The sequence below is a fragment of the Pseudomonas sp. WC2 genome (genome assembly GCF_050586545.1).
Lineage (GTDB): Bacteria > Pseudomonadota > Gammaproteobacteria > Pseudomonadales > Pseudomonadaceae > Aquipseudomonas.
Map to the genome: position 1 here is coordinate 67,047 of NZ_JBOBDR010000023.1, position 12,938 is coordinate 79,984.

Annotated in this window: 12 protein-coding genes; 7 read left to right on the forward strand and 5 right to left on the reverse strand. The window is 60.4% G+C overall.

Translation table 11 applies throughout. The features are described 5' to 3' along the window. Positions 1 to 203: 203 nt before the first annotated feature. The 4 genes from ACQ4OE_RS23680 to ACQ4OE_RS23695 are packed head-to-tail and all read right to left on the reverse strand — an operon-like array spanning position 204 to position 3,050. Positions 204 to 941, reverse strand: coding sequence for an amino acid ABC transporter ATP-binding protein (locus tag ACQ4OE_RS23680; RefSeq protein WP_007911148.1), 738 nt, complete (start codon positions 939 to 941; stop codon positions 204 to 206). Continuing rightward, complete coding sequence (locus ACQ4OE_RS23685) at positions 928 to 1,578, reverse strand: amino acid ABC transporter permease (RefSeq protein ID WP_430948092.1); 651 nt, start codon at positions 1,576 to 1,578, stop codon at positions 928 to 930. The genes ACQ4OE_RS23680 and ACQ4OE_RS23685 overlap by 14 nt, the downstream gene beginning before the upstream one ends. Beyond that, a complete protein-coding gene (locus tag ACQ4OE_RS23690; RefSeq protein ID WP_430948093.1) occupies positions 1,575 to 2,243 on the reverse strand; it encodes an amino acid ABC transporter permease in 669 nt (222 codons plus the stop codon). The genes ACQ4OE_RS23685 and ACQ4OE_RS23690 overlap by 4 nt, the downstream gene beginning before the upstream one ends. Positions 2,244 to 2,264: 21 nt before the next feature. Beyond that, the gene (locus ACQ4OE_RS23695; RefSeq protein ID WP_430948094.1) at positions 2,265 to 3,050 is read right to left on the reverse strand and encodes a transporter substrate-binding domain-containing protein; all 786 of its coding nucleotides are present in this window, start codon (positions 3,048 to 3,050) and stop codon (positions 2,265 to 2,267) included. Positions 3,051 to 3,307: 257 nt separating this feature from the next. Here ACQ4OE_RS23695 and ACQ4OE_RS23700 point away from each other — a divergent pair, with 257 nt between their 5' ends. From ACQ4OE_RS23700 to ACQ4OE_RS23730, 7 genes are all read left to right on the forward strand, one after another. Further along, positions 3,308 to 4,015 carry a FadR/GntR family transcriptional regulator gene (locus tag ACQ4OE_RS23700; protein ID WP_430948095.1) on the forward strand — a complete coding sequence of 236 codons (708 nt, stop codon included), beginning with the start codon at positions 3,308 to 3,310 and terminating at the stop codon, positions 4,013 to 4,015. 120 nt (positions 4,016 to 4,135) lie between these two features. Further along, positions 4,136 to 4,465: a thioredoxin TrxA gene (gene trxA, locus ACQ4OE_RS23705; RefSeq protein WP_003206727.1), complete on the forward strand. Its 330-nt coding sequence runs from the start codon at positions 4,136 to 4,138 to the stop codon at positions 4,463 to 4,465. 249 nt (positions 4,466 to 4,714) lie between these two features. Then, a complete protein-coding gene (gene rho / locus ACQ4OE_RS23710) occupies positions 4,715 to 5,974 on the forward strand; it encodes a transcription termination factor Rho (protein WP_003229334.1) in 1,260 nt (419 codons plus the stop codon). Positions 5,975 to 6,110: 136 nt separating this feature from the next. After that, positions 6,111 to 8,066, forward strand: a complete 1,956-nt coding sequence (locus tag ACQ4OE_RS23715; RefSeq protein ID WP_430948096.1) for an acyltransferase family protein — start codon at positions 6,111 to 6,113, stop codon at positions 8,064 to 8,066. Between the two features lie 79 nt (positions 8,067 to 8,145). Then, positions 8,146 to 9,612 carry a 4-hydroxy-3-polyprenylbenzoate decarboxylase gene (ubiD, locus tag ACQ4OE_RS23720; RefSeq protein ID WP_008081413.1) on the forward strand — a complete coding sequence of 489 codons (1,467 nt, stop codon included), beginning with the start codon at positions 8,146 to 8,148 and terminating at the stop codon, positions 9,610 to 9,612. Further along, a complete protein-coding gene (locus ACQ4OE_RS23725) occupies positions 9,612 to 10,580 on the forward strand; it encodes a CDP-6-deoxy-delta-3,4-glucoseen reductase (protein WP_430948097.1) in 969 nt (322 codons plus the stop codon). The genes ubiD and ACQ4OE_RS23725 overlap by 1 nt, the downstream gene beginning before the upstream one ends. 222 nt (positions 10,581 to 10,802) lie before the next feature. Beyond that, positions 10,803 to 11,471, forward strand: a complete 669-nt coding sequence (locus ACQ4OE_RS23730; RefSeq protein ID WP_053124899.1) for a gamma-glutamylcyclotransferase — start codon at positions 10,803 to 10,805, stop codon at positions 11,469 to 11,471. Here ACQ4OE_RS23730 and glpT read toward each other — a convergent pair. Then, entirely contained in the window at positions 11,447 to 12,796 is a 1,350-nt protein-coding gene (glpT, locus tag ACQ4OE_RS23735; protein WP_016985912.1) for a glycerol-3-phosphate transporter, read from the reverse strand. The genes ACQ4OE_RS23730 and glpT overlap by 25 nt on opposite strands. Positions 12,797 to 12,938: the final 142 nt, after the last annotated feature.

Here is a 12,938-nt window from a genome sequence, read left to right on the forward strand (position 1 = left end):
CGATAACCTCGACATCGTGCCACGATCAAAGGCTGGCGCCAACGCGCATGGTTCAAACCGCCGGAGCGCGCACCCCGAACCCGATCGTTCCCACGCTCTGCGTGGGAATGCCTCACCGGACGCTCTGCGTCCTTTTTTGGGACGCGGAGCGTCCCTGGCTGCATTCCCACGCGGAGCGTGGGAACGATCAGGATGAGGCAGATTCAGGCTGTCGCTTCGACGGTGCCAATAAAGTTCGCCAGCTCCGCCGTCTGCGGATTGGCAAACAACACCTTCGGATCCCCCACCTCATGCACCTTGCCATGGTGCATGAACACCAGTTTGTCCCCAACCTCGCGAGCAAAACGCATTTCATGGGTGACCATGATCAGCGTCATGCCTTCTTTGGCCAGTTGCCGCACCACGCTGAGCACTTCATTGACCAACTCTGGGTCGAGCGCCGAGGTGATCTCGTCGCATAGCAACACTTTCGGTGACATCGCCAGCGCCCGGGCAATCGCCACGCGTTGTTGCTGACCGCCGGACAGCCGATCCGGAAACGCATCGAACTTCTCGCCCAGACCCACCCGTTCAAGCATCTCCCGCGCCAGTTCCGCTGCCTTGGCTTTCGGCACTTTCTGCACCACTTGCGGGGCGAGCATGACGTTTTCGCCCACGGTCAGGTGCGGGAACAGATTGAACTGCTGAAACACCATGCCGACTTTCTGCCGCAGGCTGCGCAGATCGGCGCGGGCGGCGTCGAGGTATTCGCCGTCGACTTCGATCACGCCGTCATTGATCGATTCCAGACCATTAAGTGTGCGCAGCAGGGTGGATTTGCCGGAGCCGCTGCGGCCGATGATCGCCACGACCTGGCCTTCTTCGACGCTGAGGTCGATGCCTTTGAGCACGTGGTGATCGCCGTAGTATTTATGCAGGGCGGAAATTCTAAGCAGAGGCATGCAGTCTCCTTTCCAGGTAGCGCGCACTGAGGGACAAGGGGTAGCAGAGCAGGAAGTAGCCGAGGGCAACGAGGCCATAGACCATGAACGGTTCAAACGTGGCGTTGGCGAGCATGCCGCCGGTCTTGGTCAGCTCGGTGAAACCGATGATCGAGGTCACCGCGGTGCCTTTGACCACTTGCACCGAGAAGCCCACGGTCGGCGCCACGGCAATGCGCAGCGCTTGCGGCAGAATCACGTAGCGCAGTTGCTCCAGCGGATTGAGCGCCAGACTCGCCGAGGCTTCCCACTGACCATTGGAGATCGAGTCGACGCAGCCGCGCCAGATCTCCGCCAGATAGGCGCTGGTGAACAAGGTCAGGGCAATCGCTGCAGCCATCCACGGCGATATTTCGATCCCGGCCAGCGCCACGCCGAAGAACACCAGAAACAGCTGCATCAACAGCGGCGTGCCCTGGAACAGCTCGATCCAGGTGCGGGCGATGCTGCTCGACAGGGTATTTTTCGAGATGCGCATGATCAGGATCAGCAGCCCGACGAGGCCGCCCCCTATAAACGCCACCAGCGACAACGCCAGCGTCCATTGCAGGCCGGCGAGCAGGTTGCGCAGGATGTCCCAGAAGGTGAAATCGCTCATGCGCGGCTCCTGCTGATGTAGCGCCGACCGATCCAGTTCAGCAACTGGCGAATCAGCAGCGCCATGCACAGGTAGATCAGCGTGGTCAGCGCATAGGTTTCAAAGGCGCGGAAGTTGCGCGACTGAATGAAGTTGGCGGCGAAGCTCAACTCTTCGGTGGCGATCTGCGAGCACACCGCCGAGCCGAGCATGACGATAATGATCTGGCTGCTCAGCGCCGGCCAGACCTTGCCCAGCGCCGGCAGCAGGACCACGTGGCGGAACGCTTCGAAACGGGTCATCGCCAGCGCCGCTGCGGCCTCCAGCTGCCCGCGCGGGATCGCCTGAATGCCGGCGCGGATAATCTCGGTCGAATAGGCGCCGAGGTTGATCACCATCGCCAGCACCGCCGCCTGCCACTCGGAAATCTGCACGCCCAGCGACGGCAAACCGAAGAAGATAAAGAACAGCTGCACCAGAAACGGCGTGTTGCGGATCAACTCGACGTAGACGCCGAAGATCGTCGAGAGCGGGCGAATGTTCCACGCCCGCACCAGCGCCCCGACAATTCCGACGCCGACCCCGAGCAACGCGCCGATGGCCGTCAGCTCAAGGGTGAACAGCGCCCCGCGCAGCAGCAGGTCGGTGTTTTCCACCACCGGCATGAAATCGAACTGATAAGCCATGAAAGTCTCCCGCGCAGTCGATCAGAGATCGGCCGGCAGCGGCTCTTTCAGCCAGGTCTGCGAATTCTTTTCCAGGGCGCCGTCAGCCTTGGCGGTGGTCAGGATGTCGTTGACCTTGGCCAGCAGCGCCGCTTCGTTCTTGTTCACGCCGACGTAGACCGGCGAATCCTTGAGCTTCACTTTCAGCGCCGGCACACGTTTCGGGTTCTTCTCGCTGATCGCGACCATCACCACGTTGCCGCTGGCGATCAGGTCGACCTGGCCGGCGAGGTAGGCGGCGATGGTCGAGTTGTTGTCTTCGAAGCGCTTGATGGTCACGCCTTCGGGGGCGACTTTGGTCAATTCGATGTCTTCGATGGCGCCTCGGGTGACGCTGATGGTTTTGCCTTTGAGGTCGTCAAGGCTGGCGATGGCGGCGTCTGGCGGGCCGAACACGGCGAGGTAGAACGGTGCGTAGGCGCGGGAGAAGTCGATGACTTTTTCACGCTCGGCGTTTTTACCGAGGCTGGAAATCACCAGATCGACCTTGCCGGTGGTCAGGAACGGAATGCGGTTGGTGCTGTTGACCGGAGTCAGTTCGAGTTTGACCTTGAGCTGGTCGGCCAGCAGTTTCGCCGTGTCGATATCGAGGCCACGCGGTTTCATGTCCGGGCCGACCGAGCCGAATGGCGGGAAGTCCTGCGGCACGGCGACTTTCAGCGTGCCGCGTTTGACCACGTCGTCGAGTCCGTCGGCGTGGGCAGAAGCCTGGCACAGCAGCAGGCCGGCAAACAGGGAAGCGAGGAGGGCGCTGTAACGCTTGGTCATGGACAATCTCCGGATCGACTGGAAGTGAAAATCTGCGATCGGACAGAGCATGGGCCGTGCCAAGACACGGTTTTCATCCCGGCAGGCCGCAGTTTCAGCGGCTTCGATCGGTCTTACTGGTCTGAACAGTCAGGTTGTTTTTCGCACTGCCATGGCGCATCGGCCTCGTGCACCGAACCCTGCTGGGGCACGACTTGCCGGACTCGGCGAATAGCTTTACAACTAGCCGCACATTGGCCAGATGCGTCTGAAAAACCATGAATTCGATTTCCCGTGCGGTACCCGAAGTGGCGCTGCAAGCGATCCGCAAACTGATCACCGAGCAGGGTTTCGGCGCGGGCGATGCCTTGCCGTCGCAACGGGATCTGGCGCTGCAATTGGGCGTGAGTCGGGCGTCGTTGCGTGAGGCTTTGTCATCGCTGAGCGCGCTGGGTGTGGTCAGCATTCAGCCGGGCAAAGGTGTGTTCGTGCAGTCGCCGGTGGAATTGTCGCGGGGCGACAGCGCGCCGAGCTGGTCATTCGCCGCGCAGGCATCGCCGCTGGATATCTTTCAATTGCGCTATGCGCTGGAAGGCTTTGCCGCCGGGCTGGCTGCGGTAACGTTGACCACATTTGATCTGGATGCGCTGGAAGACAACGTCGCGGCGATGCGCGAGCAATTGAAGGCCGGAGACTTTGAGGCGGCGGCGAAACTGGACTTCGAATTCCACCGACGAATCCTGCTGGCCAGCGGCAATCAGGCGATGCTGAGCATCCTCACCAACAGCGCCGAGATGTTTCTGGAGAGCCAGAAACTACCGTTCATCCGCGCCGAACGCGCCATGGAAACCTGGCAGGAACACCGCAAGATCCTCCGCGCCCTCGCTCGCCGGGCCTCGGGCGCTGCGCAAAAAGCCATGCAGGAGCATGTGCGCAACGCGGCCCTGCGTACTGGAATTTCCTTCATCGCCCCCGCCACCGCGTGACTTGAGCTATACCCAAACTCATCGAGTGCCATAGCAAGACTCAATCAACTGCGGCTTCCTGAACAGGGGAAGGGCGGCTATGATGGGCCACGTTTTTTTGCTTACAACCTGGAGAATTCCATGAGCAGCGATCTTATCAAACACGTTAGCGACGCTAGCTTCGAAGCTGACGTACTCAAGGCCGAAGGCGCTGTCCTGGTCGATTACTGGGCTGAATGGTGCGGTCCTTGCAAAATGATCGCTCCGGTTCTGGACGAGATTGCCGAGACTTACAAAGGCAAGCTGACCGTTGCCAAACTGAACATCGACGAAAACCAGGAAACCCCGGCCAAGCACGGCGTGCGTGGTATCCCGACGCTGATGCTGTTCAAGAACGGCAACGTTGAAGCGACCAAAGTCGGCGCCCTGTCGAAGTCGCAACTGGCTGCTTTCCTCGACGCCAACATCTAAGCGTCGCTGTAAAGTGCCTGAAAAAAAGCCCCGCAAATAGCGGGGCTTTTTGCGTATTCAGGGCTAGACGCTCCGAAACTCAGGTGGTACATTCGGCCCCGCACTGGTTTCTCCACTGCCCCCTGCTAGCCGTCGCCGACGCACTCCTTTTCGAATAAGTACGCGATCCTGTCGCCTTCTCCGCGGCGCGGCCTCATTAAGCCAAAAGCTTAATTTCCCCCCCTCCATAAATGATTACGTCATTCCTATATGAATCTGACTGAACTCAAGCAAAAGCCGATTACCGAACTGCTCGAATTGGCCGAACAGATGGGCATAGAAAATATGGCCCGTTCGCGCAAGCAGGACGTGATTTTCTCCCTGCTGAAAAAGCACGCTAAAAGCGGCGAGGAAATCTCCGGTGATGGCGTGCTGGAGATTCTCCAGGACGGCTTCGGCTTCCTGCGCTCCGCAGACGCTTCCTACCTCGCCGGCCCAGACGATATCTACGTCTCGCCGAGCCAGATCCGCCGCTTCAACTTGCGCACCGGTGACACCATCGTTGGCAAGATCCGCCCTCCAAAGGAAGGCGAGCGGTATTTCGCCCTGCTCAAGGTCGACACGATCAACTTCGATCGTCCTGAGAACGCGAAAAACAAGATTCTCTTCGAGAACCTGACCCCGCTGTTCCCGACCGTGCGCATGAAGATGGAAGCCGGTAACGGTTCCACCGAAGACTTGACCGGTCGTGTGATCGACCTGTGCGCCCCTATCGGCAAAGGCCAGCGTGGTCTGATCGTTGCACCGCCGAAAGCCGGTAAAACGATCATGCTGCAGAACATCGCAGCGAACATCGCCCGTAACAACCCTGAAGTTCATCTGATCGTGCTGCTGATCGACGAGCGTCCGGAAGAAGTAACCGAAATGCAGCGCACCGTGCGCGGCGAAGTGGTTGCCTCGACCTTCGACGAGCCGCCGACCCGTCACGTCCAGGTTGCCGAAATGGTGATCGAGAAGGCCAAGCGCCTGGTCGAACACAAGAAGGACGTGGTGATCCTGCTCGACTCCATCACCCGTCTGGCCCGTGCCTACAACACCGTGATCCCGAGCTCCGGCAAGGTATTGACCGGTGGTGTCGATGCCCACGCCCTCGAGAAGCCAAAGCGTTTCTTCGGTGCGGCGCGTAACATCGAAGAAGGCGGCTCGCTGACCATTATCGCCACCGCGCTGGTTGAAACCGGCTCGAAGATGGACGAAGTGATCTACGAAGAGTTCAAGGGTACCGGCAACATGGAACTGCCTCTGGATCGCAAGATCGCCGAGAAGCGCGTGTTCCCGGCGATCAACATCAACCGCTCCGGCACCCGCCGCGAAGAGTTGCTGACCGCCGACGACGAACTGCAGCGCATGTGGATTCTGCGCAAGCTGCTGCACCCGATGGACGAAGTCGCCGCCATCGAGTTCCTGGTCGACAAGCTGAAAACGACCAAGACCAACGACGAGTTCTTCTTGTCGATGAAGCGCAAGTAACACGCAAGCCGCATGAAAAAAGCGCCCGAAAGGGCGCTTTTTTTTGCCTTGGATTATTTGTATCTGGATTGAAATGGGTGCGACTGATAACTTTCGCGCTCTCAATATTTTGTATCCAGAACGAAAAAGGTTTTCCATGCACACGTTTGGCAATCGCCGTGATATCGACGGATTACGGGCTCTGGCGGTTATACCGGTTGTACTGTTTCATTTCGGATTCAGTACCTTCAGCGGTGGTTTTGTCGGCGTTGACGTGTTTTTCGTTATCTCCGGATTTCTGATCACCAGCATCCTGTTCCGGGAAATCAGCGCACAGCGTTTCAGCTTCGTCGATTTCTGGGCGCGCCGTGCCCGACGCATCATTCCGGCGCTGACCGTGGTCTTGATCGCGACGTTACTGCTGGGTTGGTTGCTGCTGACGGCCAAGGACTTTTCCGAACTGGGGCGCACTGTGCGCTATCAGTCACTGTTCATCTCCAACATTCTGTTCATGCGCGAGGACGGCTATTTCCAGCCGGCCTCTGACCTGAAACCGCTGCTGCACACCTGGTCGCTGGCGGTGGAGGAGCAGTACTACATCTTCTTCCCGCTGCTGATGGTGGTGCTGATCCGGTACATCCGGCATTGGCGGTGGATGCTGTTCGCCCTGCTGCTGGTGTCGTTCGGCCTGAACATCGGCTACATCGAACGTAAACCGGACTTCACGTTCTTTTCGCTGCCGACCCGCGCCTGGGAACTGCTGTGCGGAGCCATGCTCGCCGTGATGCCGGCGCCGAAACAAGCGGTGCGGCCGTGGCTTTATCAGGCGGTCGGCCTGGCCGGTCTGGCGGCGGTGCTGGTGGCGGTGTTCGGCTTTGACAAGAGCACCGTGTTTCCGGGGTGGGCCGCGTTGTTGCCGGTGCTGGGAACAACCGCGTTGATCTGGTCGGGCGCCCAAGGCCCGAGCCTGACCGCACGCCTGTTGAGCCTGCGTGCACTGGTGTGGGTCGGCCTGCTGTCGTACTCGCTCTATCTGTGGCACTGGCCGGTGTATGTCTACGCCAATGCTATTTCCATCGACGGCATTCAGCCGCTGGAGGCGGTCGGCTGGATTGCCTTGGCGCTGGCGCTGGCGTGGTTGAGCCTGCGCTACGTTGAGTTGCCGTTCCGCGAAAAACGCCTGCTGGCCGGACGCAGGGCGGTGTTGACCGGCGGCTTGGTCGCCATCGTCGTGCTGGCCGTCACGGGCTCAGCCATCCGTTCCGCGGACGGTGTCCCCGGGCGCCTGACCGGCAAGGCCCTCGAATATGCGCAGTCACGCGAATGGCGGGCCGGGCAGATGAAATGCATGCTGGTCACGCAGGACAAAACCTTGGACAAGGCCTGTCTGCTCGGCGCCAGCGAAGGTGTGCCGGCCACTCGTTTGTTCTGGGGCGACAGCCACGCCGCGGCCCTGTTGCCGGCAATCGAAAACACCGCCCGTCGCGAAGGGCGCCCGACCTGGCTGTACAGCATGAGTGCCTGCCCGCCGATTCTCAGCGATGAGCCGCGTCAGCGCTGCCGCGACTTCAATGAGCAAACCATGGAGCGCGTGCGCAGTCTGGGGATCAAGGATGTGGTGTTGGCGTCCAACTGGAGCCTGTATGTGTATGGCCGTGAAGATGGTGACAGGAAGGTGCTGCTAAACGCCCATGACGACACGGCTCAATCCGAACAGCGTATGGCGGCGGCGATCAAGGCACGGGTTGCGGCGCTGCGCGAGGCGGGGGTACAAGTCTGGCTGTTCAAGGAGGTGCCGCTGCAGCGCAAAGGCATCATCAGCCGCCTGACCAGCCTCGCGCGGATCGGACGCTCGGCAGAAGGCCTGGGGCGTCCGCTCGAAGAACATCTGGCTCGCCAGCATTTCCTCAGCGATCTGTTTGCGTCCATGAGCGCGGCGGATCCGGGCGTGCACGTCATCGACCCGACGCCACTGATGTGTGCCGGTGGCGTTTGCAGCATCGAGGTCAACGGCCATTCGCAGTACAAGGACGAAGATCACTTGTCGGACGTGGGCAGCGCGCGCTTGAGCCCGTTGTTTGCGCCGGTGTTGCTGGGCACGAGCCAAAATTGAGCAATGCCGGCCACTGACGGGTGCTGTTTGCCCGTCAGAGCAGGTAGGATGTACGCCTATTTTGAGGGTGCCATCGTCAATGAAATTCAAGGATCTTCGGGATTTCGTGCAGCAGCTTGAGCAGCGCGGAGAGTTGAAACGCATCCAGATTCCCGTCTCGCCGGTGCTGGAAATGACCGAGGTTTGCGACCGCACGCTGCGGGCCAAAGGCCCGGCGCTGCTGTTCGAAAAGCCCACCGGCTATGACATTCCGGTGCTCGGCAACCTGTTCGGCACCCCCGAGCGAGTGGCCATGGGCATGGGCGCCGAGTCGGTCAGCGAGCTGCGCGAAATCGGCAAGTTGCTGGCCTTCCTCAAGGAGCCTGAGCCGCCGAAGGGCTTGAAAGACGCGTGGTCGAAACTGCCGATCTTCCGCAAGATCATCTCGATGGCGCCGAAAGTCGTCAAAGACGCGGTGTGCCAGGAAGTGGTCATCGAAGGCGACGACGTCGATCTGGCGATGCTGCCGGTGCAGACCTGCTGGCCGGGCGACGTCGGCCCGCTGATCACCTGGGGCCTGACCGTCACCAAAGGCCCGAACAAGGAACGCCAGAACCTCGGTATCTACCGTCAGCAAGTGATCGGTCGCAACAAAGTGATCATGCGCTGGCTCAGCCACCGTGGCGGCGCCCTCGACTTCCGCGAGTGGTGCGAGAAGCATCCGGGCCAGCCGTTCCCGGTGTCCGTGGCCCTCGGCGCGGATCCGGCGACCATCCTCGGCGCCGTGACGCCGGTGCCGGACAGCCTGTCTGAATACGCTTTCGCCGGTCTGCTGCGCGGTAACCGCACCGAACTGGTCAAGTGCCGTGGCAACGACCTGCAAGTACCGGCCACCGCCGAAATCATCCTTGAGGGCGTGATTCATCCGGGCGAAATGGCCGACGAAGGCCCGTACGGCGACCACACCGGTTATTACAACGAAGTCGATAGCTTCCCGGTGTTCACCGTCGAGCGCATCACCCACCGGATCAAGCCGATTTACCACAGCACCTACACCGGCCGGCCGCCGGATGAGCCGGCGATTCTGGGCGTGGCACTGAACGAAGTGTTCGTGCCGATCCTGCAGAAGCAGTTCCCGGAGATCACCGACTTCTACTTGCCGCCCGAAGGTTGCTCGTACCGCATGGCCATCGTGACCATGAAGAAGTCGTATCCGGGGCACGCCAAGCGCGTGATGCTCGGTGTCTGGTCGTTTTTGCGACAGTTCATGTACACCAAGTTCGTTATCGTTACCGACGACGATATCAACGCCCGCGACTGGAACGACGTGATCTGGGCCATCACCACGCGCATGGACCCCAAGCGCGACACGGTGATGATCGATAACACGCCGATCGACTACCTCGACTTCGCCTCGCCGATCTCCGGCCTGGGTTCGAAAATGGGCCTCGATGCCACCCACAAGTGGCCGGGCGAAACCACTCGCGAGTGGGGCCGCGTGATCGTCAAGGACGACGCCGTCACCCAGCGGATCGATGCCATCTGGAATCAGTTAGGAATAGATTGATGCGTGTAACCCTGCAGCCCTCCGGAGCGGTGCTTGAGATACAGCCCGGTGAGCGGATTCTCGATGGTGCGCGGCGCCTGGGCTACGAATGCCCGCAAAGCTGCCGCAACGGCAATTGTCACGTGTGTGCGGCGCTGCTGGTCGAAGGCAGCGTCGAACAGGACGGCAAGGTGCACGATCACGGCGAGTTCTACACGTGCATAGCCGAACCGCTGGAAGACTGCGTCCTGCTGTGGGATGGCGTGCTCGCGCTAGGAGAACTGCCGGTGCGTAGCCTGTCGTGTCAGGTCATCGAATGCCGCGACGTCGGCGGCGACACCTGGCGCGTGCTTCTGCGTGCGCCAGCGGGCAAGCCACCGCGCTACCACGCCGGGCAGTATTTGATGATCGAGCGCGAGAGCGGCGAGAAGTCGGCGTTCTCCATGGCCTCGGCACCGCACGGTGGCCGTGATCTGGAAATCCATGTGCTGGCGCGCGAAGCCAGTGCACTGAGCCTGATCGAACAGCTGCAACGCAACGCGATGGTGCGCGTCGAGCTGCCGTTCGGCGACACCCACCTTGCCGAGCTGCCGGACGGGCCGCTGGTGCTGGTCGCCGCCGGCACCGGTATGGGCCAGATTCATGCGCTGATCGAGCACTGCCGCGCCAACGGCTTCAAGCACCCGGTGCATCTGTACTGGGGCGTGCGCCGTCCGGAAGATTTCTATGAGATCGAGCATTGGGACGAATGGCTGAAGCTGCCTAACCTGTTCCTGCACAAAGTCGTCAGCGATCAATGCGGTTGGGAAGGGCGCTGCGGCATGCTGCACGAGGCGGTCTGCGAGGATTTCCCTGATCTGAAACCGCTGCACGTCTACGCCAGCGGCTCACCGGCCATGGTCTACGGCACCCTCGACGCCTTGGTCGAAGCCGGGATGGACGCCCATCAAATGCGCGCTGACGTGTTCGCCTACGCTCCGCGCTCTTGAGCCGCGCTCTTGAGCCCCGGTCCTGATTCGTTATAACTCTCTATATAGCCGATCGGTATTTATGTAATTGCATAAATACCGCTAGGTTATATATCAATCAGGCAATCAATTAAGAACTGTGCCATGGCACTCAAATTGCCTTAAAACATATGTGCCTTATTGTTACAGCGGTGCGTTCTATTAAGTAATTCTTTACCCGCGGGGAGCTGAACGCTATTCGCCATGAGCGCCATTGAAAACGCTTTTCTGAATTTGAATTACCCTCCGCGGCTCGATCTAGGACCGCAGCTGACGCACGAACAACTTCTCGCTTCCATGCAATCGACCATGGCGCGCCACAAGGGCGGGCCGGTGTGGCTGTTCGCCTACGGTTCGCTGATCTGGCGTCCGGAGTGTTCGGCGGTAGAGCGAGTGCGCGGGCGGGTGCACGGCTACCATCGCGGCTTATACCTGTGGTCGCACGAGCATCGCGGTACGCCGGAAATGCCGGGACTGGTGTTTGGTCTGGATCGTGGCGGTTCGTGCAGCGGCTTCGCCTATCGGCTGCCGGAAGACAATCTCGATGCGGCGCTGTATGCGCTGTGGAAACGCGAGATGCCGGTGCCGTCGTATCGGCCACACTGGCTCAACTGCCGTCTTGCCGACGGTAGCCAGGTGCAGGCCTTGGGATTTGTCTTGGAGCGACACCTGCCCAGCTATGCCGGCAACTTGCCGGATCACGTGCTGAGCCAGGTGTTCGAAAGCGCAAGCGGGCGTTACGGAACCACTCGCGATTATGTCGAGCAGACCGTACACGCCCTGCGCAGCCACGCCATGCCAGACCGCAATCTGGAAGCGCGGCTCAAGCGCTGTCAGTCACAGTGCGATCAAGCGACCGCTTCACGGCTCTGACTGGCGACTTGCTTGTGCCATAGCGTCGGGGCCAGGAAGGCCATCGCCAGCAGGCAAGCGCCCACCAGCAGGACAAAACCTCCGTCCCAGCCGAAATGGTCAACGGTGTAGCCCATCGCTGCACTCGCCGCGACTGAACCACCCAGATAACCGAACAGACCGGTGAAGCCCGCAGCAGTGCCCGCGGCTTTCTTCGGTGCCAGTTCCAGTGCCTGCAGGCCGATCAGCATCACCGGGCCGTAGATCAGGAAGCCGATCGAGAACAGCGCGATCATGTCGACGGTCGGGTTGCCGGCCGGGTTCAGCCAGTAAACCAGTGTCGCGACCGTCACCAACGCCATGAACACCATGCCGGTCAGGCCACGGTTGCCACGGAAGATCTTGTCCGACATCCAGCCGCACAGCAGCGTGCCGGGGATACCCGCCCACTCATAGAAGAAATAGGCCCACGAGGTTTTATCCACAGTGAAACCCTTGGCTTCCTTCAGGTACGTCGGCGCCCAGTCCAGCACGCCGTAGCGCAGCAGGTAGACGAAGACGTTGGCCATGGCGATGTACCAGAGCATTTTGTTGCGCAGCACGTATTTGACGAAGATCTCTTTCGCGCTGAATTCGTCTTCGTGGCTGGCGTCGTAGCCTTCCGGGTAATCGTTCTTGTACTTCTCGATCGGCGGCAGGCCCACCGATTGCGGGGTGTCGCGCATGGTGATGAAGGCGAACACCGCCACGCCCAGCGCTACGGCTGCCGGTACGTAGAACGCCGCGTGCCAGTCGTTGAACAGGCCCATGCCGAGCAGGAACAGCGGGCCGATCAGGCCGCCGCCGACGTTATGCGCCACGTTCCACACGGAAACCACGCCGCCGCGTTCTTTCTGCGACCACCAGTGCACCATGGTCCGCCCACTTGGCGGCCAGCCCATGCCCTGGGCCCAACCGTTGATGAACAGCAGAATGAACATCATGGTCACGCTGGACGTTGCCCAAGGCGCGAAACCGAAAATGAACATCACCCCGGCCGAGACCAGCAGGCCGAACGGCAGGAAGTAACGCGGGTTGGAGCGGTCGGACACCAGGCCCATGAGGAACTTCGACAAACCATAAGCGATGGCAATCGCCGACATGGCCAGACCCAGATCGCCACGGCTGTAGCCTTCGTCGATCAGGTACGGCATGGCCAGGGAGAAGTTTTTGCGCAGCAGGTAATAACCCGCGTAGCCAAAGAAGATACCGGCGAAGATCTGCCAGCGCAGGCGTCGGTACGTGCTGTCTATTTTTTCTTCAGGCAGTGGAGCCTGATGTGCGGCAGGACGAAAGAAAGCAAACATTCAAGAGCTCCAGATTTCTTGTTTTGACTGCGGATGCGAATGTTACAGTTTCGTTACCGAAAATAGCACCGGTTCGCATCGACCAAATAGCGGAAAATGTTGGAAGTCGCGTGTTCTTTTACGAACCTGTCGCTCAGCTGTA

Coding starts and splice junctions, on each gene's coding strand:
- ACQ4OE_RS23680 (WP_007911148.1), bottom strand. CDS start 941: ATGCCTCTGCTTAGAATTTCCGCCCTGCATAAATACTACGGCGATCAC.
- ACQ4OE_RS23685 (WP_430948092.1), bottom strand. CDS start 1,578: ATGAGCGATTTCACCTTCTGGGACATCCTGCGCAACCTGCTCGCCGGC.
- ACQ4OE_RS23690 (WP_430948093.1), bottom strand. CDS start 2,243: ATGGCTTATCAGTTCGATTTCATGCCGGTGGTGGAAAACACCGACCTG.
- ACQ4OE_RS23695 (WP_430948094.1), bottom strand. CDS start 3,050: ATGACCAAGCGTTACAGCGCCCTCCTCGCTTCCCTGTTTGCCGGCCTG.
- ACQ4OE_RS23700 (WP_430948095.1), top strand. CDS start 3,308: ATGAATTCGATTTCCCGTGCGGTACCCGAAGTGGCGCTGCAAGCGATC.
- trxA (WP_003206727.1), top strand. CDS start 4,136: ATGAGCAGCGATCTTATCAAACACGTTAGCGACGCTAGCTTCGAAGCT.
- rho (WP_003229334.1), top strand. CDS start 4,715: ATGAATCTGACTGAACTCAAGCAAAAGCCGATTACCGAACTGCTCGAA.
- ACQ4OE_RS23715 (WP_430948096.1), top strand. CDS start 6,111: ATGCACACGTTTGGCAATCGCCGTGATATCGACGGATTACGGGCTCTG.
- ubiD (WP_008081413.1), top strand. CDS start 8,146: ATGAAATTCAAGGATCTTCGGGATTTCGTGCAGCAGCTTGAGCAGCGC.
- ACQ4OE_RS23725 (WP_430948097.1), top strand. CDS start 9,612: ATGCGTGTAACCCTGCAGCCCTCCGGAGCGGTGCTTGAGATACAGCCC.
- ACQ4OE_RS23730 (WP_053124899.1), top strand. CDS start 10,803: ATGAGCGCCATTGAAAACGCTTTTCTGAATTTGAATTACCCTCCGCGG.
- glpT (WP_016985912.1), bottom strand. CDS start 12,796: ATGTTTGCTTTCTTTCGTCCTGCCGCACATCAGGCTCCACTGCCTGAA.